The 22,331-nt window shown below is 67.0% G+C and carries 18 protein-coding genes; 8 read left to right on the top strand and 10 right to left on the bottom strand.

Going from position 1 to position 22,331, the window contains the following annotated elements; translation table 11 throughout:
- Nucleotides 1–43: 43 nt before the first annotated feature.
- Genes ACQY8M_RS17210 through ACQY8M_RS17200 form a run of 3 tightly spaced genes read right to left on the bottom strand, consistent with a single transcriptional unit; the run spans nt 44 to nt 3,690 of the window.
- A complete protein-coding gene (locus ACQY8M_RS17210; RefSeq protein WP_428674367.1) occupies nt 44–2,335 on the bottom strand; it encodes a xanthine dehydrogenase family protein molybdopterin-binding subunit in 2,292 nt (763 codons plus the stop codon).
- Nucleotides 2,328–2,813, bottom strand: coding sequence for a (2Fe-2S)-binding protein (locus ACQY8M_RS17205; protein ID WP_428674365.1), 486 nt, complete (start codon nt 2,811–2,813; stop codon nt 2,328–2,330). The genes ACQY8M_RS17210 and ACQY8M_RS17205 overlap by 8 nt, the downstream gene beginning before the upstream one ends.
- A gap of 1 nt (nt 2,814) precedes the next feature.
- Nucleotides 2,815–3,690 carry an FAD binding domain-containing protein gene (locus ACQY8M_RS17200; RefSeq protein ID WP_428675376.1) on the bottom strand — a complete coding sequence of 292 codons (876 nt, stop codon included), beginning with the start codon at nt 3,688–3,690 and terminating at the stop codon, nt 2,815–2,817.
- A 144-nt stretch (nt 3,691–3,834) separates the two neighbouring features.
- Between ACQY8M_RS17200 and ACQY8M_RS17195 the strand changes: the two genes are divergently transcribed.
- From ACQY8M_RS17195 to ACQY8M_RS17170, 6 genes are all read left to right on the top strand, one after another.
- Entirely contained in the window at nt 3,835–4,755 is a 921-nt protein-coding gene (locus ACQY8M_RS17195; RefSeq protein WP_428674363.1) for an alpha/beta fold hydrolase, read from the top strand.
- An 11-nt stretch (nt 4,756–4,766) separates the two neighbouring features.
- Nucleotides 4,767–5,822 carry an ABC transporter substrate-binding protein gene (locus ACQY8M_RS17190; protein ID WP_428674361.1) on the top strand — a complete coding sequence of 352 codons (1,056 nt, stop codon included), beginning with the start codon at nt 4,767–4,769 and terminating at the stop codon, nt 5,820–5,822.
- A 9-nt stretch (nt 5,823–5,831) separates the two neighbouring features.
- Nucleotides 5,832–7,010 (top strand): hypothetical protein, encoded by a 1,179-nt coding sequence (locus tag ACQY8M_RS17185; RefSeq protein ID WP_428674359.1) that lies wholly within the window; start codon nt 5,832–5,834, stop codon nt 7,008–7,010.
- Nucleotides 7,011–7,049: 39 nt separating this feature from the next.
- Nucleotides 7,050–8,882: a hydantoinase B/oxoprolinase family protein gene (locus tag ACQY8M_RS17180; RefSeq protein WP_428674357.1), complete on the top strand. Its 1,833-nt coding sequence runs from the start codon at nt 7,050–7,052 to the stop codon at nt 8,880–8,882.
- Nucleotides 8,883–9,032: 150 nt separating this feature from the next.
- The gene (locus ACQY8M_RS17175) at nt 9,033–11,060 is read left to right on the top strand and encodes a hydantoinase/oxoprolinase family protein (RefSeq protein ID WP_428674355.1); all 2,028 of its coding nucleotides are present in this window, start codon (nt 9,033–9,035) and stop codon (nt 11,058–11,060) included.
- Nucleotides 11,061–11,244: 184 nt separating this feature from the next.
- The gene (locus ACQY8M_RS17170; protein ID WP_428674353.1) at nt 11,245–11,526 is read left to right on the top strand and encodes a hypothetical protein; all 282 of its coding nucleotides are present in this window, start codon (nt 11,245–11,247) and stop codon (nt 11,524–11,526) included.
- Here the strand turns inward: ACQY8M_RS17170 and ACQY8M_RS17165 are convergent.
- From ACQY8M_RS17165 to ACQY8M_RS17135, 7 genes are all read right to left on the bottom strand, one after another.
- Nucleotides 11,498–12,013, bottom strand: coding sequence for a DUF3299 domain-containing protein (locus ACQY8M_RS17165; protein ID WP_428674351.1), 516 nt, complete (start codon nt 12,011–12,013; stop codon nt 11,498–11,500). The genes ACQY8M_RS17170 and ACQY8M_RS17165 overlap by 29 nt on opposite strands.
- Nucleotides 12,010–13,227, bottom strand: a complete 1,218-nt coding sequence (locus tag ACQY8M_RS17160; protein WP_428674349.1) for an ABC transporter permease — start codon at nt 13,225–13,227, stop codon at nt 12,010–12,012. The genes ACQY8M_RS17165 and ACQY8M_RS17160 overlap by 4 nt, the downstream gene beginning before the upstream one ends.
- Nucleotides 13,224–13,889: an ABC transporter ATP-binding protein gene (locus ACQY8M_RS17155; protein WP_428674347.1), complete on the bottom strand. Its 666-nt coding sequence runs from the start codon at nt 13,887–13,889 to the stop codon at nt 13,224–13,226. The genes ACQY8M_RS17160 and ACQY8M_RS17155 overlap by 4 nt, the downstream gene beginning before the upstream one ends.
- Nucleotides 13,890–14,082: 193 nt before the next feature.
- On the bottom strand, nt 14,083–15,663 hold the full coding sequence (locus ACQY8M_RS17150) for a serine hydrolase (RefSeq protein WP_428674345.1): 1,581 nt from the start codon (nt 15,661–15,663) through the stop codon (nt 14,083–14,085).
- Between the two features lie 128 nt (nt 15,664–15,791).
- On the bottom strand, nt 15,792–17,672 hold the full coding sequence (gene htpG, locus ACQY8M_RS17145; RefSeq protein ID WP_428674343.1) for a molecular chaperone HtpG: 1,881 nt from the start codon (nt 17,670–17,672) through the stop codon (nt 15,792–15,794).
- 142 nt (nt 17,673–17,814) lie between these two features.
- Nucleotides 17,815–18,303: a hypothetical protein gene (locus ACQY8M_RS17140; RefSeq protein ID WP_428674341.1), complete on the bottom strand. Its 489-nt coding sequence runs from the start codon at nt 18,301–18,303 to the stop codon at nt 17,815–17,817.
- A gap of 54 nt (nt 18,304–18,357) precedes the next feature.
- Nucleotides 18,358–19,746 carry a M23 family metallopeptidase gene (locus ACQY8M_RS17135; protein WP_428674339.1) on the bottom strand — a complete coding sequence of 463 codons (1,389 nt, stop codon included), beginning with the start codon at nt 19,744–19,746 and terminating at the stop codon, nt 18,358–18,360.
- 412 nt (nt 19,747–20,158) lie between these two features.
- Between ACQY8M_RS17135 and ACQY8M_RS17130 the strand changes: the two genes are divergently transcribed.
- Both ACQY8M_RS17130 and ACQY8M_RS17125 read left to right on the top strand, forming a co-directional pair.
- Nucleotides 20,159–21,637 carry a 4-hydroxyphenylacetate 3-hydroxylase N-terminal domain-containing protein gene (locus ACQY8M_RS17130; protein ID WP_428674337.1) on the top strand — a complete coding sequence of 493 codons (1,479 nt, stop codon included), beginning with the start codon at nt 20,159–20,161 and terminating at the stop codon, nt 21,635–21,637.
- On the top strand, nt 21,638–22,327 hold the full coding sequence (locus ACQY8M_RS17125; protein ID WP_428674335.1) for a substrate-binding domain-containing protein: 690 nt from the start codon (nt 21,638–21,640) through the stop codon (nt 22,325–22,327). It abuts the gene before it with no gap.
- The last annotated feature ends 4 nt before the right edge of the window (nt 22,328–22,331 follow it).

Genomic DNA, 22,331 nt, shown 5'->3' with positions numbered 1-22,331 from the left:
TTCGCGGGACCCGCGAAGGGGAGGAAGGCTTGAGCGCAGGCCTTTAGTCCGCCGCCATCCGCGGCGCCGCCGCGTCGATCGCTTCCGAGAGCTTCGGCGGGGACATCGGCAGGTCGGTCATGCGGATGCCGATGGCGCGCGAGATGGCGTTGCCGACGGCGGCGGTGGGCGGGACGATCGGCACTTCGCCGACGCCGCGCACGCCGTAGGGATGCGTCGGGTTCGGGACTTCGACCAGGATGGTCTCGATCTTCGGCAAATCCGACGCGACCGGCATGCGGTAGTCGAGGAAGCCCGGGTTCGCGAGCAGTCCCTTGTCGTTGTAGATGTACTCCTCGTTCAGCGCCCAGCCGATGCCCTGCACGGCGCCGCCCTGGAGCTGGCCCTCGACGTAGGAGGGATGGATCGCGGTGCCGACGTCCTGCGCCGCGGTGTAGCGGCCGACGGTGACGATGCCGGTGTCGGCATCGACCGACAGGTCGCAGCAATGCACGCCGAAGCCCGGCCCCGCGCCGGTGACGTTGAGCTGGGCATGGCCGTTGATCGGTCCGCCCGTCCTGCCCGCCTGCGCTGCGAGCTGGGCAAGGCTGAGCGGATCGAACTCGCCGACGTTGGAGCCGGCGGGCTTGGCCATGCCGTTCTCCCAGATGACGCCTTCCGGATCGACGTTCCAGATCTTGGCGGCGCGCACCTTGAGCTCGCGGATCATGTCGCGCACCGAGTTCACCACCGCGAGTCCCGTGGCGAAGGTGACGCGGCTGCCGCCGGTCACGAAGTTGAAGCCGATCGACGCGGTATCGGCGATCACCGGCCGCACCTTGTCATAGTCGACGCCGAGTTCCTCGGCCGCCATCAGGGCGAGCGAGGCGCGGCTGCCGCCAATGTCGGGATTGCCCGAGATGATCGTGACCGATCCGTCCTCGCCGACGTGGCTCGCGGCGCTCGAGTCCGCGCCGACGTTGAACCAGAATCCCGCCGCGATGCCGCGCGCATAGCCCGGCTTCGGCGGCGTCCGGTAGTGCTCGGAGTTCTTGACGGCTTCCAGCGTCTCGACCAGCCCGATCGTGTTGAAGGTGACGCCGTAGGCGGTCTTGGTGCCCTTCCTGGCGGCGTTCTTCAGGCGCAGATCGATGGGATCCATGCCGAGCTGGAGCGCCAGGACGTCGAGCGTCGACTCGACCGCCCACGCCGAGATCGGCGCGCCGGGTGCGCGATAGGCCGCGACCTTGGGCCGGTTGCTGACGACGTCGAAGCCCACGATGTGGATGTTGTCGATGTCGTAGCAGGCATAGGCGCACATGCAGGCCGGACCGACCGGCGAGCCCGGGAAGGCGCCCGCCTGCATCTCGACCGTGCATTCGGCAGCGACGATGCGGCCGTCCTTCTTCGCGCCGATCCTGACCTTGACGTTGCCGCCCGGCGCCGGGCCGGAGGCGCGGAACACCTCCTCGCGCGTCATGGTCATCTTCACCGGCTTGCCGGTCTTCTGCGACAGCTTGATCGCCAGTGGCTCGAGATAGACCACGGTCTTGCCGCCGAACCCGCCGCCAATTTCAGTCGGCGTGACCCTGATCTGCGAAGTGTCGATGTTCAGGAGCTTCGCGCAGAAGCCGCGCACCTGGAAATGCCCCTGCGTCGTCGACCAGAGCTGGACCTGGCCGTCCTCGCTGGCGCTCGCCAGCGTGGCGTGCGGCTCGATATAGCCCTGGTGCACGGCCTGGGTGGTGTAGTCCTTCTCGATCACCACCTCGGCCTCGGCAAAGCCCGCCGCGGTGTCGCCCTTGTTGAACTCGATGCGCTTGGCGATGTTCGACGGCGTGGTCGGAGGCGGCGTGACGCCCTCGGTGATCATATGATCGTGCAGCACCGGCGCGTCGGGCTTCATCGCGTCGGCGACGTCGATCACATGCGGCAGGATCCTGTACTCGACCTCGATCAGCGCCAGCGCGGCTTTGGCGATTGCCTCGGTCGTCGCAGCGACGGCGGCGACGGGATGGCCCTCATAAAGCACCTTCTCGCGCGCCATCACGTTGCGCGTGATGTCGCGCAGGTTCACCTGCATCTCGCCGGTCGGCACGATCAGGTTGGCCTGCTCCGGGAAGTCCTTCGACGTCACCACGGCCTTCACGCCCGGAAGCGCCTCGGCTTTCGACGTGTCGATCGACACGATGGTCGCATGCGGGTGCGGACTGCGCAGCACCTTGCCAATCAGCTGGCCCGGCAGGTTGAAGTCGGCGCCGAAGCGCGCGCGGCCGGTCACCTTGTCGGCGCCATCCGGGCGATCCGGACGGGTGCCGATCCACTTGTATTTGGGCGTGGGGCTACCGTCAGGCATTTGCGGCTCCTCTCATTTCGGCGGCCACGTCCATGACCGCGGTGATGATCTTGTCGTAGCCGGTGCAGCGGCACAGGTTTCCGGCCAGCCAGTAGCGCACTTCGGTCTCGGTCGGATTCGGGTTCTTGGCGAGCAGCGCCTTGGACGCGATCAGGAAGCCCGGCGTGCAGATGCCGCACTGGAGCGCGGCCATCTCGACGAACTTCTTCTGCAGCGGATGAAGCTTGTCGCCCTCGGCCATGCCCTCGATCGTCTCGATCTTCGCGCCTTCGGCCTCCGGCGCCAGCACGAGGCAGGAGCAGACCAGCCGGTCGTTGACCATGACGCTGCAGGCGCCGCAGTCGCCCGAGCCGCAGCCTTCCTTGCTGCCGGTCAGGCCGAGATTGTCGCGCAGGACGTCGAGCAGGGTCTGGTTCGGATCGCACAGATACTCGGTCGGCGCGCCGTTGATGGTTGTCGTGACGTGAATCTTGGCCATGTTAGCGGTGTCCCCGGTGCTCGATGCCATTGATGCGGTCGCGCGCGATCATCGCCGCGCGCTTGAGCAGCACGCCTGCGATCTTGGTGCGGTACTTGATGGTGCCGCGCTTGTCGTCGATCGGCTTGCACGCGTCCGAGCAGGCCTTGGCTGCGGCTTCAAGAGCCGCATCGTCGAGCTTGGATCCGATCAGCGCCTTGGCGGCCTTGTCGACCAACAGGACCGTCGGGGCTACTGCCCCCAAGCCGACGCGTGCGTCCTTCACCGTGTCGCCCTTCATGCTGAGGCTGACGCCGACGCCCACGACGGCGATGTCCATCTCGGTGCGTGGGATCAGGCGCAGATAAGCGTCCGACGCGTCCTTCGGGCGCTTCGGCAGGGTGAGCGACACGACGATCTCGCCGGCCTTCAACGAAGTCTTGCCCGGGCCGACGTTGAACTTTTCGACCGGCACGTCGCGCTTGCCGTCGGGACCTTGCACACGGACGACACATCCCGCCGCGACCAGCGCCGGAATGCTGTCGGCTGCGGGCGAAGCATTGCACAGGTTGCCGCCGGCCGAGGCGCGGCCCTGGACCTGCGTGGAGCCGATCAGGTTGATCGCCTCGACCACGCCGGGCCAGGTCTTGCGGAGAGTCTCATGCTCGCCGATCACGGCCGCGGGCGTCGCCGCACCGATCGTGAAGGCACCGTTCTTCTCGGTGATGCCCACCATCTCGGGAATCTTCTTCACGTCGACGATGGTGCCGGGCTCGCGCATGCCGGACTTCATCTGGACGAGGAGATCCGTCCCACCCGCAAGGATGTAGCCCTTGCCCTTGGCTGCGGCCATCAAAGCGACGGCTTCCTTGATGTTTTTCGCAGTCCGATACTGAATTTCACTCATGCGGCGGCGTCTCCCGTTATTCCCTTTGCAGGAGACGCATCCAACCCGACTCGAGGCCCGAGGGCAAGTCGCGCGTACTTGTCGATCAGCGAACCGGGCCCTACCGTCGCTACTGCCGGAGCGGATGGTGGTGCGATGCCGATCGTGAAGATACGCGGCGTAAAGCTCGTCTATGAGGTGCTGGGCAACAGCGGGCCATGGGTCGCCATCACCCCGGGCGGACGGCGCGGTCTTGCCTGGGATCGTCCGCTGGGCGAACTGGTGGCCGAGGCGGGTTTCCGCGTCCTGATGTACGACCGGCGCAACACCGGAGGATCGGAGATCGGCTTTCCCGGCCAGTCCGAGAGTCACGAGCAGGCCGAAGACCTGCTCGCCCTGCTGAAAGCGCTCGGCACCGGACCAGCCTATGTCGCCGGCTGTTCCTCGGGATCGCGACTATCGCTCCTCCTCGCGCTGCATCACCCCGAGGTGGTGAAGGCGCTATTGCTGTGGCGCGTCACCGGCGGCGCGTTCGCGGCCAAGCGGCTGGCATTCAATTACTACGAGCAGTTCATCGAGTCCGCCGAGCAGGGCGGACTCGATGCAGTCGCCAGGACCGAGCATTTCGCCGCAATGATTGCGGCCAACCCGGACAACCGGAAGATCCTCGACGCCCTGGGCGTGAGCGGCTTCCTTGATGCAATGCGGCGCTGGCGCGCCGGCTTCCTCCAGGGCACGGCCCATCCCGTCGCGGGCCTCAGCCCCGACGAGATGCGCAGCATCACCCTGCCCGCGCTGATCGTGCCCGGCAACGACCGCACTCATCCGGTCGCCGTCGGCCAGACCGCGCATCGGCTACTGACCAACAGCGAATACCGCGCGCTGATGGGCGACGATCTCGACGCCGACGTCGATCTCGACGGCTGGGCGAAGCAGAACGGCACCCTCGCGGCGTACTTCATCGACTTCCTGCGCCGGCGCGAGCGCGCAGGCCACACCGATGTCGCAGCGCATGAGTCTTCCGCCCTGCCCGGGAACCTTCCCGCGCTTCGCGCAGGGAGGGACTCAGGGAAGTAGGGAGAAGCCAATTGCGAGCTTTCATCCGATACGGGCGGCGGCGCGCGGTTGTCGCCGCCATCTCCGCACTCTTCTCTACAGGCGCCGCCCTGGCGGCGGAGCCCGACTTCGTGCCGTCGGCAGACCTGCTGGCGGCGGCCAGGAAGGAGGGGAAGATCGTTCTCTACACGGCCAACTTCCTCGAGACCGAGCAGGTCGTCGCCAAACGCTTTTCCGAGCGCTTCCCAGGCATCAGGATCGAGATCGTGCGCGCGCCGACCGGCCAGCTGATCACGCGTATCAACACCGAGGCGGCGGCCAGCCGGCTGACCGCCGACGTCATCGATATCTCCGATCGGGGACAGGCGCGGGGCATGGTCGAACTGTTCGCGCCCTATGCTCCGCCAAACGCTTCGGACTATCCCGCGGTTGCCCGCACCGCCGACCGCCTATGGCCGCGATCGGGCAATGCCTGGACCATCACCTATAATACCGCAACAGTAACGAACCCGCCGAAATCGTGGGCCGATCTGCTGAAGCCCGAATTCGGCCGGCAGCACCTCGGGCAAACCGTGATCGGATCCGGCGGCGCACCGTTCAATCGCGCCATGTTCGAGCGCAAGGTGATCGACGAGGACTACTGGACGAAACAGGCGGCCTTCAAGCCGAGGCTGTTTCCAAGCCAGGCGCCGATGGTCGATGCCATGATCCGTGGCGAGATCTCGATCGCGCCGCTGGTCACCAACCTCGCCATTCCTCTCGCCCTCCAAGGGGCGCCAATCAAGTGGTTTTTCGGCCCCGAAGGGGTGCCTGTGACGGTGTTCTCTGCCGGTATGGCCAAGGTCGCTACCCATCCCAATGCCGCCAGGTTGTTTCTCGACTGGGCGCTCTCGCGCGAAGGCCAGGCCCTGATGGTCGAGCTCGGCTCGTTCTCGTCGCTGGCGCAGGCGCCGATGCCCCCGGGCGTCGATCCGGATGCCATCAAGACCGGCGCGATCAAGACCTGGTATTCGGACGAGGACGAGGTCGAGAAGATCTTCAAGCCTTGGACCGACGACTGGAACAAGGCCTACAACTACCGGCAATAGGAGACCGCGATGCTTACCGTCACGCGCGACATGATCCTGCCCACCACCATCACCGGCTCCTACCCGCGACCGCTGTGGTTCGACCGCAGCCTCGACGGCCGGCCGTTCAAGTCGGCGCTCGGCGATTCGCTGTTCCGCGAGCAATACCTGGACGCCGTCTCGGCGGTGATCACCGAGCAGGAAGCGGCCGGGCTCGATATCGTGACCGACGGCGACAGCCGCTTCGACCTGACCGTGGGCGGCAAGTCGTGGTTCTTCTATCCGATCGAGCGCATGGGTGGCATCGAGGGCCATCGCGATATCTCGCGCGGCTGGATGGCGCGGCATGGCCTGCGCCCGGGCAAGATCCTGTGGGAGGTGCAGGAGGCCTATCAGCCCGGCATCGTCCGCAAGGAGCTCACGCGCGGACCGCTGGAATACGCCGCGCTCTGGCAGGTCGCCCAGCGCCTGTCGAACCGGCCGGTGAAATTCGGCGCCATCTGTGCGCCGGCGATCGCGTCGATGCTGTGGAACCAGCACTACGACGACGAAAAGGAGATGATCCTCGATCTCTGCGACATCATGAATGCGGAGTTCCGCGAGGTCGCCGCCGCCGGTTGCCCGCTGATCCAGGTCGAGGAGCCGCCCCACCACAGCCGCTCGCTGATGGAGGGCACGACCGATGCCGACCTCGAGTTCCAGACCATGGCGTTCAACCGCCAGCTCGAGGGCGTCGATGCCGAGATCTGGGTGCATACCTGCTGGGGCAATCCCAATCAGCAACGCGTGCACTGGCAGGTGCCGAGCTACGAGCGCGGGCTCCCTCACCTCCTCCAGCTCAAGTGCGACGTGCTGACCATCGAGTGCGCGAGCTCCGACGGCAGGGACCTCGCGCTCTTCAAGCACATCAAGACCGACAAGAAGATCGGCATCGGCGTGGTCAATCACTGCAACACGGTCGTCGAGCCGGCCGAGCATGTCGCGGCGCTGATCCGCAAGGCGCTCGAATACATCCCCAAGGAGCAGCTCGTCATCAGCACCGATTGCGGCTTCGGCCGCGAGGGCCTGTCGCGGCGCATCGCGTTCTATAAATGCGTCGCGCTGGTCGAGGGCACCAATATCGTCCGCCGCGAGCTCGGCCTGCCCGAAGCACGCGTGCGGGCGGCCGATCCCAAGCTGTGGTTCGCGGGGCAGGAGCTCCTGCGGTAGACTCGGCCGGATTTTTCGCCCTCATGGAGGACCGCACGAATGTCCCTCTCGACCGAGCCCGCCGTTCGCAACTCCGTTCCGAGTGCCTGTGACCCCGTCACGCTCGAAATCGTGCGTGGCGCGGTGCGCGCGGCGCAGGCCGAGATGGAGGCGCTGATCGAGCGCACCGCGATCTCCGCCTTCATCCGTGAGAAGAAAGACTTCTACACCGCCGTGTTCGACGCCGAGGGCGTGATGGCGGTCGGCTCGAACCTGCCGGTATTCGGCGACATCTGCTCCCCGGTGTTCCGCGACTTCCCGCCCGAGACGATGCGCGAGGGCGACGTCTACTGGTACAATGACTGCTACGGCTCGCGCGGCGCGATCTCGCACTCCAACGACCAGGTGCTGCTGGCGCCGGCCTTCCATGACGGCAAGCGCTGCGGCTTCGTGATGGGCTGGGCCCATTTCTCCGACATCGGCGGCATGCGCGCCGGCTCGATCAGCCCCGACACGTCGGACATCTTCCAGGAAGGCATCATCATCCCGCCGACGAAGCTCGTCGATGCCGGCGTCGTCAACGAGGCGACGCTGAAGATCTTCTTCCGAAATTCGCGCTTCCCCGAGCAGAATGTCGGCGACATGCGAGCGCTGATGGCGTCCGCGGCGGTCGGCGTGAAGCGCATCGAGGAGGTCGTCGACCGCTTCGGCGCCGACGTCGTGGCCGATGCGCTGAACCAGCTCGTCGCGCGCACGCGGAAGCTGGTGCGCACGAAGCTCGCCGAGACGTTCGACTACGGCACGCACCGCTTCACCGATGCGATCGATTCGGACGGCCATGGCAATGGCCCGTTCCACCTGCGGCTCGCGTTGACGCGCGAACGCGGCACCGACGACGGCAGCGGCGACAGGTTCATCTTCGACGCCACGGCGACCGACGACCAGTCGCCCGGCCCGGTCAACCTGCTGCTCAATCCCGATGTGCCGGGCACGGCGCTGTCGATGTTCTATCTCGGCGGCGACCAGGCGCAGGTCTGCAATGCCGGCGGCCCGCAGGCACTCGACGAGGTGCGGCTGCGCGAAGGCTCGCTGCTCTGGCCCAAGTGGCCCGCGCCGCTCGGCATGCGCGGGTTGACCCTCATGCGCTTCCTCGCGGCGATCAACGGGCTGATCAACGTCGCGGGCGGCAAGGCGCCGGCGGCGCACTCGGCCTACGTCATCTCCTTCATGCGCGGCACCTACCGCACTGCCGAGGACAAGCTCGAGCCGTTCCTGATGTCGGACGGCATCGGCGTCGGCTGGGGCGCGCGCGCCACGTCTGACGGCACCGACGCGGTCTATTTCGTGGCGCAGGAGAACTACCCGGTCGAGTTCCTCGAGGTCGGCTATCCGGTGCGGCTCAGGACCTACGGCATCCTCACCGACTCGTGCGGCGCGGGCCGCTGGCGCGGCGGATGCGGCATCGTGCGCGAATACGACATACTCGCCGAGGAAGCGATGCTGGCGGTGCGGGTCGACAGCGTGAAGAACCCGCCGTGGGGCATGGCCGGCGGCAAGGCGGGCGGCGTCGGCCGCATCATCGTCAATCCCGGCACCAACCACGAGCGCGTGCTGCAGCCGCTGTCCGACGGCAACATCCTGAAGCGCGGCGACGTCTTGCGTATCGAGACCGGGGGCGGCGGCGGTTACGGCCATCCGTTCGATCGGCCGCCCGAAAGCGTGCTCGACGACGTGCTGGGCGGCTTCGTCACCGAGGACGCGGCCCGCGCCGAGTACGGCGTCGTCATCGACGACGATACGGTCGATCCGGCCCTCACCCGGAAGCTGCGGGCCAAGCGTCCCGACATGAAGGCCTTCTACCGTCACGGCTACGTCGACAGCCTGTCGTCGTAGTCCCTTGCCGTCCTGAGCAACCACTTTCGCGCTCAGCTTCCCTTGTCATCCTGAGCGCAGCGAAGGATCTAGCGGATCGACACCGAAGCTGTTGCCCCGCTTGATCCTTCGCTGCGCTCAGGATGACAAGGGGCGCGTAACGAGTACCCCATGAATTCAACCGACAGCCCCCTCGCCGTCGCCGTCGATATCGGCGGCACCTTCACCGACATCGCCCTGCACGATGCGTCGAGCGGGCGGATCTGGCGCGCCAAGACGCCCAGCGTGCCGAGCGATCCATCGCAGGCCTTCCTGACCGGCATCCGGCTCGCATTGGCCGATGCCGGCCAGGCCGCGCCGTCGCTCGAGCGCGTGCTGCACGGCACGACGGTCGCGACCAACATGATCCTCGAGGGCAAGGGTGCGAAGGCGGCGCTGGTGACCACCGCGGGTTTCCGCCACGTGCTCACCATCGGGCGCCAGGACATTCCGCGCCGCGCCAACTACCTCGCCTGGGTGAAGCCGCCGCGGCCGGTCCCGGCCTCGCGCGTGCTGGAGGTAAAGGAGCGCATCGGCGCCGGTGGCGTGGTGCTCGAGCCTCTCGACGAAGCGAGTGTCGACGCAGCCGCCGCCCAGTGCCGCAAGCTCGGCGTCGAAGCCGTGGCGGTGTGCCTGCTGCATTCCTTCGCCAACCCGGCACATGAGCGCAAGGTCGCCGACATGCTGCGGGCCCGGCTGCTGGGCGTCGCGGTCACCACCTCGTCCGACGTGCTGCCGGTGGTGCGCGAGTACGAGCGCTCGCTGGCGACGGTGTTCAACGCCGTGGTGATGCCGGGCGTCTCGACCTACGTCTCGCGGCTGGAGAAGCGGCTGCTCGACGAGCATGTGAGCGCGCCGCTCCTGCTGATGCAGTCCAACGGCGGCGTCGCGGGCGCCGCCACCATCCGCCGCGCGCCCGCCCTCACCGCGCTGTCGGGTCCGGCAGCCGGCGTCGTGGGCGCGCGCGACGTCGCGGCGGCGTGCGGCATCGGGGATATCATCACGGTCGATATCGGCGGCACCAGTGCCGACATCTGCCTGATCAAGAATGGCCGCATCGCGCTCACCCAGCAGGGCCATGTCGGCGAATGGCCACTGCCACTGCCGATGGTCGACATGGTGACGATCGGCGCGGGCGGCGGCTCGATCGCCAGGGTCGATGGCGGCACGCTGACCGTCGGCCCGCAGAGTGCCGGAGCCGATCCCGGCCCGGCTGCGTACGGGCGCGGCGGCCGACAGGCCACCGTCACCGATGCGCATGTGATCCTGGGTCACCTGCCGGCCAAGCTGCTGGGCGGCCGCATGGCACTCGACCTCGAGGCGGCGGCGAGGGTGATCGACAGCGAGGTCGCGACTCCGCTCGGCCTCGATCGCGCCGCGGCGGCGCGCGGCATCCTGTCGATCCTCGACCACAACATGGTGGGCGCCGTGCGCATCGTGTCGGTCGAGCGTGGCCACGATCCGCGCGATTTCACGCTGGTGCCGTTCGGTGGCGCGGGCCCGCTGCACGGCTGCTCGCTCGCGGCACTGCTCGGCATCACCAGGGTGCTCGTCCCGCCCGCGCCCGGCGTGCTGTGCGCCGACGGGCTGCTGGCGGCCGATCTCAAGGCGGAGTTCAGCCGGACGCTGCCCAAGGCCGGGACCGTCGATATCGAGACCGCGCGCAAGATCTTCGCCGAGCTGACAGCGCAGGCCGACGACTGGCTCACAGCCGAGAAGGTCGCGCCGGAAGACCGCCAGCAGAGCAAGGTCGCAATGCTGCGCTATCACGGCCAGGGCGGCGAGGTCCCGATCCAGTGGGTCGACGACGCCGCCGGCGTCGAGGCCGCTTTCGCGGCGGCCCACAAGGGTCTCTACGGATTCACTCTCGATTTGGCCGTCGAGCTCGTGACCCTGCGCGTCGAGGCGACCGGCCGCATGCCCGCGCCGCCGCGCCCGATGCTGGCGAAGGGTACCGGTGCCGAGCCGCGCGGCCGCTTCCCGGTGGATTTCGACTCGGGCGTGACGGGCGTGCCGCTCTACGACCGCACAACGCTCGGCGCCGGCGACACGATCGCGGGCCCGGCGATCGTCTCTCAGCTCGACGCCACGACCGTTGTGCTGCCCGGCTGGACAGGGGAGGTCCACCCTTCCGGCGCGATCCTGCTGACGACCAAGTAACCTGACTGTCACTTCGGCCAGCTCACCCATGTCACCGAAGACAGACCGGGTGGGCATGTTATGATGATTGATGCCGCCTGACTTGCCCCCGCCCGTGCTGGAGGTCTTCTACTCCCCGACGTGCACGCCGTGTCGGCTCGAGCTGCCGGTACTGGCGGAAGTCGCCGGCAGGCAGGGAATACGCGTGCGCATTGTCATTCTCGACCAGGAAGAGCGGGCTCGCAGCGAACTGCGCGCGATGTCGGCATATCTCGATGCGAACGCCATCGGTCCCGCTACCGACGCACCGGGCGACGTCCTGCGCGCCGCCGGCGACGATCGCGGAATTCTGCCCTATGCACGTAGTGTCAGCCACGACGGCCGCATCTGTTCGACATGGTCGGGGATGCTGACCGTCAGCCGCGTCAAGAGCCTGATTGCCGCCTGCGTGGGTCTTCTCACTTCGCCCGGGCGTTCTCCATCCTGAAGAACACGGCCCGCTCCTGGTCATTGACCAGGCGCAGCTTGCCCGTCACCGCCACGATCCGCTCGCTCCATTGGATGGGCTTTTCAGCCTCGACCTCGACGACCTCGTTCGGTTGACCGGGTGGGCAGTACATGCAGACCGGCGTATTTCGAGTAAGCAGGAAGTGCTTTGTCTGGTCGGAGCCATCCATGGGCAGCACGAAGCCGCGCATGGTGACGGTCTTGCCGTTGAGCGCCTTCACCTCCGGCGTAAGCTGGATACTGTAAACGCCCGTCTCTTCATCATAGCCCAGCGGGCAATTGACGAACTTGCGCCATAGCTCGTCGCGCACCTGAGGAAGGCGGCTCTGCAACGCCGCTTCGTCCGGCGGCTGGCCGAGGCTGCCTTTGATCGGACCTGATTCCTTGTCGACATCGAAGGACAAGGCAGGCGCCGAGCCAAGCGCGATGAGGGCAGCTATGAAGAGTGCGGATAACTTCGTCGTCATGATTGCAGCAATTCCTCCATGTCCGTCCGCGTGGCACGCAGCGATGGAACGGCGGCAGCCAGCACCGTAGCCACAATCGTGCCTCCGAGCAGCAGTCCAATCAAATCGGCATCTGGCGCCGGCTCGAGCAGCAAGCCGGTGCGCAAAAGGAGGAAGTCGCGGGCTATTGCGAGCAGACCAGCTGCCAGAATCAAGCCTGTCGCCAGCGCCGCGGCAGCGATGATCGCCGCTTCGCAGAGTGCCACGGCCGCCAAGTCGGCGCGACTGGCGCCGAGCGTCCGCAACAGCGCGAGGTCACGCGTGCGCGCGTTCATGGTGGCAAGCAGCCCGAGCGCCGCCCCGATCGCTGCGATACCCATGAGCAGCAGGCCGAAACCCGTCACCGCCGTGGTCAGCGGGCGCGCATAGCTCAACAGACGGGCAATCTCGAAGCTGGGATTGGCGGCAGTGAGGGCTTCTCGCGCGTCGATCTGCCGCTGCACGAGCAAAGCTGCTGTCGGCACGCGGAAAGACGCGATGATCGCCGTTGCCGCATCCGGTCCGTGCTCCGCCTCGTCCTCGTCGCTGGAGCCATGCTCAGCCATTTCCGCCTTGGCCTGTTCACGATGGACGTAGCGCACCGTCTCGATGTCGGTCAGCATCAACCGATCGAGCACCGAGCCGGTCGGCCGCAGGACACCGACCAGCTTGTACGGGAACTTGTCATGCTTCTCGTCACTGTTGACCAGGCCATGGGCGCCGACAAAGGCGTCTCCGAGCTTGAGCCCGAGTTCTCGGGCCACCGTCGCACCCGCTACCGCCTGCAGCCTGTCGGTCCAGACTCCACCCGAGGCAAAGTGAGCATGATAGATGTCCAGCAGCGCGGGCATCGTGCCCACGATGCGCCATCCATCGACGTTGTCGCCGAGCGCAATGGGTGCCTCCGCGCGGATCATCGGATTGCGGAGGGCATCGCGGGCCGCCGCGAGCGGGACCAGACCACGGGACTCTGCGACATGCAGGGCGCAGCACAGCACGAGATCGAGTGCCGAGCCCTTCGGCCCGACCACGAGGTCCGCGCCACCCCAGGCATGCCGGGCTGCCCTCGGCAGCGCGTCGAATCCCACCAGCACCGTCGCGACCGCAGCGATACCCAAGGCGCCGACCATCATCGACAGCAACGCTTGTCCCCAACGCCGCCGAAGATAGGCAAAGGCAAGCGCGGCGAAGGTCATGCGGCACCTGCCATCGATACAGTGGCATCGACGGCATCGATCACCCGCCGGTCATGCGTGGCGATGACGAGTCCAGCCCCTTCCGCCGCCGCCGTCTCCTTGAGCAGCGCCAGCATGCTTGCGGCATGACCGTCATCGAGCGCAGACGTTGGCTCATCGGCCAGCACTACTGCTGGCCCGTTGACCAGCGCACGGGCGACGGCGACACGCTGAGCCTGGCCGTGGCTGATTCGATCAGCGCGGCGCCGCGCGATGTCGGCGATGCCAAGCCGCCCCAACAAGCTCGCGATGCGGTCGGGACGGCTACGCACCCCGGCGCAACGGGCGGCCAACGCCAGGTTATCCGCGACGCTCACAGCATCGATGATATGGAATTTCTGGAACACCAGGCCTATCCGCTGGCCGCGGAAGCGATCGCGTTGATAGACCGGCAAGCGCCAGAGCGCGATACCGCCAACCGCGATCTCCCCGCCTGCAGGAGCCCGGATCCCCGCCAGAGCGAGCAGCGCGGTCGACTTGCCCGACCCCGAGGCGCCCAGGATAGCCAAAGAGCGGCCCGGCGCGAGGTCGACATCGGGTAGCGATGCAATGGGCCGCCCGTTGCGCGCCAGCGTGACACCGCGCGTCGTGAGCACCATCGCCGATCCGCTGTTTCCGGACACGGACCCTCCACACGAAATCCCAATCCAACAAGAGATGTTATATCGTAACTATCTCATTCGGAACAGTTACCCCTTCGCCGCAGCCCGCTGGGTTGACCACCGTGTTTCCCGGCTGACGCGGCCCGTCCAGCGAGCGCAGCACTCCGTCGAGCAGCCCGCCGCTCGTCTCGCCTTCGAAAGGTCATGGTCCTGCTCAGTATTCGTAGACGTTGACCGCCTTGGCGACGATCGCATCGAGCGCGCGCGCCATCGTCGCCACGGTTTCGGGGTCCTTGATGCCGTGCTCCTCGGCGAAGGCCTCGAGGCGGCGGTAGCCGACCCAGACCCGGCCGCGGTCATCCTCGAAGACGGTGACGCGAAGCGGCAAGTCGAGCGCCGCGGTCGGGTGCGCCTGCATCAGCCTGGTGCCGACCTTGGGATTGCCGAACACCAGCACGTGCGTCGGCCGCAGCGTCATGTCCGCCTTGCGCGCGTTGTCGCCATGGTCGAACTCGGCGAAAATCGGCACCTTCTGCGCCTTCAGGATCAACTCGAGCCGCGCCACCGTCTGGTTCACGCTCCACTTGCTCTCCTGCGCCACGAACCTGTCGTTGCTCTGGCCGGCGCCGAGGCCGCGCTTGTAGGCATCGGCGATGTCGCGCGCGAGGGTGGTGAGGTCGAGCCCCTGCTTGTTGGCCAGCAGGGTCACGCACACGAGATCGGCCGGATCGGTGAAGCGGCTGAGATAGGCGCTGAAGCCGGGCGCCGAGCCCTTGATCTCCATGAACCCGGGATGCTTCGAGAATTCCCAGCCTGCCATCGCCCGCACGACCGTGCCATTGGCGAGCGTCGTCGGCTTGTAGATCAACGCGCGATTGGCCGCCTGCTTGACCAGGATGCCGCCGGCCAGCGCCACGTCCCAGGTGCTGATGTCCTCGGCCGACGACCACAGGCTGGCGAAGGCAAAGAGACTTGCCGAAGCGGCGGCATCGACCGCGACGAGGCCGGAATTGCCGGCGCGATAGCCGGTGGCAGGCTCGATCGGATTGATGAACGGCACTTCGGAGGTGAAGCGTGTGTGCTGCTTGCCTCCGGCCGCCCCCGAGCGGTCGCGGAACGCCTTGCGCGCGAAATCCTCGACGAACTGCGTGGCGCGGAGCCCAAGCGGCTCGATCTGATTGCGCCAGACGAAGTCGTGATAGGACATGCCGGCCGCGCGCTCGACGATCATGCCGAGCAGCGCGAAATTCGTGGCGCTCTGGCGAACCTCGGTGCCGGGCTGGAACTGCAGCGGCAGCGGCGCGACCAATGCGAGCAGCTCGGCGGGCAGGTAAGGGTGACCCTCCTTGAAGGCGCCGGTGCCGCGGTAGTCGGCGATGCCCGAGGCATGCTGCAACAGCTCGAGGATCGTTATCTTGGCCCAAGCCGGCGGCAGCGCAGACAGATGCCTGTCGATCGGATCGTGGACGTCGAGCTTGCCGGCCTCCTGAAGCTGGAACACCGCGACGGCGGTGAAGCCCTGGGTCATCGGCCCGATCGCCCACATGGTCCGCGTCGAGGCGAGCTCGTCGTGCGCCAGGCTGGCGCGGCCGTAGCCGGCCGAGCGCGGGATGTAGGGAGCCTGCACGATCGCCATGGCGAGGCCGGGCACGTCGTTGTCCGCCATGTACTCGGCGATCCGCTGGTCGATGGTCTTGCCGCGCACCGCCAGCTCCAACTTGCCGCGCGGCGGCTCGGTCTGGGCAAAGGCGAGCATCGGCGCGAGGACAAGGACAAGAACGGCCGCAAGACGCATGATCGCCTCCTTCGTGGGAGGCTATCGGATATGGTCTCCGTCGTCCCCAGCGACGTTGAAGGACCCGGTCCATCAGTCGAACTCCTCCCCACGCCTCGCACAGGGAGGAGAATCTCATTGGCGAGAGATTATGCCCTCAAGCCCCGCACGATCAAATCGTTGAGCCGGCGCGCGAAGGCCGCCGGGTCGGGCGGGACCTCGCCGTCGAGGATTTGCGCCTGGGCCAGCAGCAGCGCGGAGAGGTCGGCGACGTCGCTCTCCTTCTTCTCCTCGATCGCGCGGGCAAGCGCCTTCACGATATCGTGGCGCATGTTGAGCTCGAGCACCGGCTTGGCGCCGCTGCCGCGGTCCTGTCGGGCGAGCAACCGTTCGAGCTCGCGGTCGCGCGCCCCCGCCGAGGCGACCAGGCAGGCGGCGCTGTCAGTGAGGCGCTGCGAGGCGCGCACCTCGGAGACCTGCTCGCCGAGCGACTCCTTGACCACCGTCAGCACATCCTTGTCGGCCTCGGGCGCATCGGCCGGGGACGCGGCATCCTTGTCGACGAGCGGCACGAGGCTGAAATCGACGTCGCCCTGGCTCAGCGACTTCATCGGCTTGCCGTCGTAGTCGCCGGGCATCATCGTCCAGAAGGCGTCGATCGGATCGGCCAGCAGCAGCACCTCGAGCCCGCGCGCCCGCGCCGCCTCGAGCTTTGGGTTGGCCTTCAGCCGCTCGATGCTCTCGCCGACGAGATAGTAGATCTCGGTCTGGTTGGGCTTGAGGTCGGCGATGTACTGCTTGAGCGAGCGCGGTTCGTCCGATGCCGTGCTGGCGAAGCGGCACAGACCCAGCAACTGCGTGCGTCGCTCGTGGTCCTCGTACAGTCCCTCCTTCAGCACCGGACCGAAGGCGTCCCAGATCTTCCTGTACTTGTCGGAATCCTTCTCGGCGGTGCTCTCCAGCTCGCCTAGCACGCGGCCGGTGACCGCGGTGCGGATCTGGCCGACCTGCGGATTGTTCTGCAGCATCTCGCGCGAGACGTTGAGCGGCAGGTCCTCGCTGTCGATAACGCCACGGACGAAGCGCAGGTAAGACGGCAGCAGCTCGGCATCATCGGTGATGTAGACTCGCCGCACGTAGAGCTTGATGCGCCCCTTGCGGCCGGGATCGGCCAGGTCGAACGGCCGCATCGTCGGCACGAACAGCAGCACCGCGTACGACTGCCGTCCTTCGGCGCGATAATGCAGGGTCAGCGCCGGCTCGTCGAAGGCGTTGGCCAGCGACTTGTAGGCCTCGGTATAGTCCTCGGGCTTGAGCTCGGACTTCGAGCGCTGCCACGGTGCCGACGCGGCGTTGATCTGCTTGGCCTCGCCCTTGTCGTCGACCAGCTCGATCGGAAACAGGATGTGGTCGGAATAGGTCCGCACGATGCGCTCGAGCTCGTAGCGCTCGGAGTATTTCGTCTCGTCCGACTTGAGGTGGATCAGCACCTCGGTGCCGCGCGGCACCCGCGCCGCCTGCTCTTCCGTCGCAGGCGTCAGCTCGAAGCCCCCACCGCCCTCGGAGCGCCACACCCAGGTCTCGTCCGAGCCGGCGCGGCGGCTGGTGACCTCGACCTTGTCGGCGACCATGAACACCGCATAGAAGCCGACGCCGAAGCGGCCGATCAGGCCCGTCCCGTCCTTCGCCTCGGCCAGCCCCTTGAGAAACGCCTTGGTGCCCGAGCGCGCGATGGTGCCGAGATTGTCGATCAGCTCCTGCTGCGTCATGCCGATGCCCGAATCGGCGATCGCCAGAGTGCGGGCCTTGGGATCGGCCGTGAGCCGGATGGCGAGACGCTCGTTGCCGGCCATCAGCTCGGGCTTGGCGATCGCCTCGTAGCGCAGCTTGTCGCACGCATCGGAGGCGTTGGAGATCAGCTCGCGCAGGAAGACATCGGTTTCCGAATAGACCGAGTGAACCATCAGGTTCAACAGCTCGGCGACTTCGGCCTGGAAGGCGTGGGTTTGGGGGGTGGTTTGTTCTGTCATGGCGGGCGACAATTTGGGGGCTCGCCGCCGCAGCATCAAGCCTGTTGACGACTTCCCGCTGCCGTGGGCGGCGCGATGCCGGTGCAGTGCCGATCAACAAGATCTGTCGCCCTGAGGGTTCGCCTGCCCTGCAGCGCCGAGATCACGCGGCCGGTCGAACACAGGACGAGATGATCCGTCTCGTCACCGCTTCGTATTTCGTGTCGCCGGTATGGGTCTCGAGAAGGGCATCGCGCGCATCCGGCACGATAATGGTCGCTAGGTTCATGTTGCCGGCGCGGCAGAGCAGCAACTGCCGCACGGGCGCCGCCGTCGCGCGCCCGACGCCCATCAGCGGCTCCCAAAGTTCATGGACCTGATCACGATCGGAAGCCGGGAGACCGTCGCACTTGGCGTTGCCGGCGAGGAGCCAGAGCCGGACATCGCCGTTGGGCATGCAGGAGATCTCCTCGAGCACATCGCTGCTCTCGAAGCCGATCGTCAGTCGTAGCGGACATAGCCGGTAGACGAGTACGTTCAGGCCAGATCGGCCCGGATCGAGCACGCCGCTCTCGCAGTCGAGCCCGGCTGCCACCCTGTGCGCCTGCAAAGGCATCGACAGGGAGGCCAACGCCGCGCCGACGATGCCCATTATCGCTCCACCGGCCAGCCCCCACAGCAGTGATGCGCATCGCATGACCGCCCCCTAGTCGTCCTCCACGTGCGGCCTTTCGATCGGGCCAGCCGATTCGCGAGCCCTATCTATCTCCGAGACGCGCGACGTGAAGCGGACCAGGTCCTGGCCGCCGAGACGGGCACGTAGCGACGTGCGCGCCACGCTCAAAGGGTCGACCGGCCGGCCGTTGCGATGGAGCTCGAAATGGAGGTGCGGGCCGGTCGAAAGGCCGGTGCTGCCGACGAAGCCGATCACCTGGCCCTGACGCACGTGCACGCGACGATGCACGCCGGCCGCGATGCGGGACATGTGTGCGTAGCCGGTCGACAGGCCACCGTCGTGCCTGATCTTGACCCATCGTCCGTAGCCGCCGTTGGGACCGGCCTCGACCACGCTGCCGGCGCCGGCGGCGAGAATCGGCGTGCCGGGCGGGGCGGCGAAGTCGACGCCGGCATGAAGCCTCGTGAAGCCGAGGACCGGGTGGTGGCGCAGGCCGAAGCGCGAGGATATCCGGCTCATGTTGAGAGGCGTGCGCAGCAGCGCCTTGACCACGCTCTCGCCCTTGCCGTTGTAGAAGAACTCCTCGCCGTTGCGCGGCTTGAAGCGATAGATGCTATAGTTCTCCGCTCCGCCGCCCGTGGTGAGCTCGGCCCACAGGACGCGGCCGGCATCGACCGGCAGGCCATCGCTCGTCCACCCACGCTCGATCAGCACATCGAAACGGTCGCCGGGCTTGATGTCGTGCTGGAAGTTCACGTCCCAGGAAAAGGCACGGAGCATTTCCGCGAGCGGCGCATGGGGCACGCCGGCCGCCTCGGCGCTCGCGATCACCGAGCCGTCGACCTCTCCCGCCGCACGCTGGAACTTCGATTCGACCTCGAAGGTCTCCACCTCGACGGCATAGTCGCCATCCTCGTCGCGCTCGAGCATGAACTTCCGCCGCGGCTCGGGCCGGATCGACAGGGCGAGCAGGACGGGGACGTCCTCCTCATCGTCCGCCGGCCGGATCTTCACGGTGATGGTCTGGCCGATCGGCAGGCGTTCCATGCGCACATGCTTTGCCAGCGCGGCAACCGCCTCCGCAGCCTCCTTGGCGACGACACCGAGCCGACCGAGCACCCGCGCGATCGTATCACCGTTCTTCAGGCGGACCGACGTCTCGACAGACGGCGGTTGGACCTGATCGGCATCGATGGGCGCGGGATCCGAGGCTGCAACAGGCGCGGCGACCGATGTCTCGGCCAGACTATCGGTCGGTGCAAGCACCATCATCTCCGGCATCGGCGTTCCGGATTCGGGATAGAAATCGAAATCGCTGGCCAGCCGGCTCGGCACGCGACTCGCGTCGGCAGTGCGAAGTTCGGGATCGGGACGGGACACGGCCCAGCCGAGGGCCGCGACGATGGCCAGGCAGCCCATGCCGATCCCGACGGTCCTCCCGACTCCGCGGGCCGGCGCGGGCGCACGAATTTGCACGAATGTCGGCGGTGTGACGGCGTCCTTGTGGATGGTTCTACTTGTTGGCGACGGAGAGACGAAGCGATCGACGGAATCGGGAGAGCGTTCGCGAGACGATGTTTGATCGGGCATCCTGGCATTCCTTGGGGGGAGAAGGGCGCAGGCACTACGGCCATTGTCTTGTCTTGTTGTACGGGTGTGCACACGCGGCGAAACCCGTGTGACGCAACGTCGAATTCTGCTCCTCGTGCAAGATGTCGGATGGGCGGAAGATTTAGCCGAAAACCTGGCAGCAATGTGGTCGCATCGTTGACGGGATCGTTTTCTGGAGTTTCCCCTCTACAATGCGCTCAACGAAGCCGGGGGAAACGTCATGTCGTCGATACGGACGGGAGCCGACTATCGCAACAGCCTGCGCGACGGCAGGCGCGTGTTCGTGCTGGGCGAAGGACAGGTCGAGGACGTCGCGATCCATCCCGCCACCGCGGCGATGGTCGAGGACTATGTTGCCTGGTACGATCGCCACGACGATTCCGCCTGGAAGGACACGCTGTTCGGACCGGACGGCCCGGTCGGCTATCTCGTGCCGCGCACGTCGGACGATCTCGTACGTATGGGGAAGTGCTTCTCGGCCACGACCTTCCTCAGCGCCGGCAACGTCACCCATACGCCCGCCTACGGCCATCTGATCGCGCTCGGCATCGTGCACGCGGTCAATCTGCACAACAAATCGCCAGAGCAGGCTGCCCATGCGGAGGCCTACCGCGCGGAGATCGCGCGCACCGGGCGCTTCCTGACCTTCGCGGCAGGCGCAGCGCCGATCGGCTATCGGCTGCGCGAGGATCCGGCCGACCGGGTCGCGCTCAGGATCGTCGGCCGTTCCGAATTGGGTGTCGTGGTGCGCGGCAAGATCGGCATGCACACCAGCCCTGCCTTTGCCGAGGACGTTTATATCGGCGCAGTCAACGGAGCGGTGCTCGACGGCCAGCGCGCGACCTTCGTCGTGCCGGTCAACGCTCAGGGTGTCACCGTGATCTGCCGCAAGCGCTCGGCGCGCGATCCGAACCCGTTCACCGCGCCGCTCAGCAACCGCTTCGACGAGCTCGACGGGCAGATGTGGCTCGACGACGTGGTCGTGCCGTGGAATCGCGTCTTTCTCACCGACTTTTCGCCCGAGCCGATCGCGCGCTGGCTGTTCTGGCACCAGCTCTACTGTTGGCTGTCCAAGGCCGAGTTCACGCTCGGCCTGGCGCTTGCCTGCGCCCATGCGATGGGACTGAGCCAGCACGAGGCGACCATCGATTACCTGCTCGACCTGATCACCGACGTCCAGACCGTGCGGGCCTGCCAGACCGCCGCCGAGCGCGACCCGGAGATGACCGTCGACGGCTACTGCTCGCCAAACCAGAGCCATCTCGCGGCCGGCTCGATCGCCATGCTGAAGGCGCGGCGGCGGATGGCCGAGATCCTGCGCATCCTGCCCGGCTCCTCGCTGGTGGTGGCGCCGTCCGACAAGGATCTCGCCGACGCGGCGCTCGCGTCGGGACTGGAGGAATCCTTTACCGGCGGCGGCTACAGCGCCCGGCAGCGCGCAGCGTTGCTGCAGATGGCGTGGGACCATGTCGGCTCGGCGCTCGACCAGCGCGAGCACGTGTTCGAGCTGCATGCCAATGGCGGCGAGGTGTCGTGGCGAGGCCGCCTGCGCAGGAGCTTCGACCGCTATAACATGCTCGCCAATACCGTCCTGCAGCGGCTCGATCTGCCGATGCCGACCGTCAACCTCGATTCGATCCGCGACGCCCCGCTGGCGGCACGCCGGCCGGTGGCGCCGCCCCGACCCGGAGAACGCTAAGTGAAAGTCTTCAGCTCCATTGCCGTCCAGCCTGCCGTGGAGGTGCTGCTGCCGCGCTTCACTGCCGAGACCGGCATCATGCCGAACTTCGAATGGAACACCGCGCCCGCCTTCGTGAAGCGTCTGCAGGCCGGCGAAACTGCCGACCTCCTGATCCTCAATCGCGCCGGCACCGACATCATGGCGCGCGACGGCCGCATCCTGCCCGGCTCGGAGGTGCCGCTCGCCAGCTCTCCCGCCGCGATCGCGATCAAGGCGGGTACCGCACGGCCGGACATTTCGACGCCCGAAGCGCTGAAGCGCACGCTGCTCGCGGCGCGCGCGATCTCCTACACCGATCCCAAGGCGGGCGGCGCGAGCGGCATCCATTTCGCCAAGGTACTGGAGCAGATGGGAATCGCGGCCGAGATCAATGCCAAGAACCGCTTCCCGCCGGCGGGCGGCCTCAGCGGGCGGTTCCTGCCGACCGGCGAGGTCGACCTCGCCGTCCAGCAGATCCCGGAGCTCAAGCAGGTACCGGGCATCGAGATCGTCGGGCCGCTCCCTGCGCCCTATCAACTCGTGACGGTCTTCGTCGCGGCGATCGAAACATCGAGCGCAAAGGCTGTTGAGGCGAAGCAGCTGATCGACTTCCTGCGCACCCCGCCCTCGCTCGTCGTATTCCGCGAGAAGGGGCTCGATCCGGCGTAAGACT

This window comes from Reyranella sp. (genome assembly GCF_965279465.1).
Taxonomy (GTDB): Bacteria; Pseudomonadota; Alphaproteobacteria; order Reyranellales; family Reyranellaceae; genus Reyranella.
This window is presented reverse-complemented; position numbering and strand designations above follow the sequence as displayed.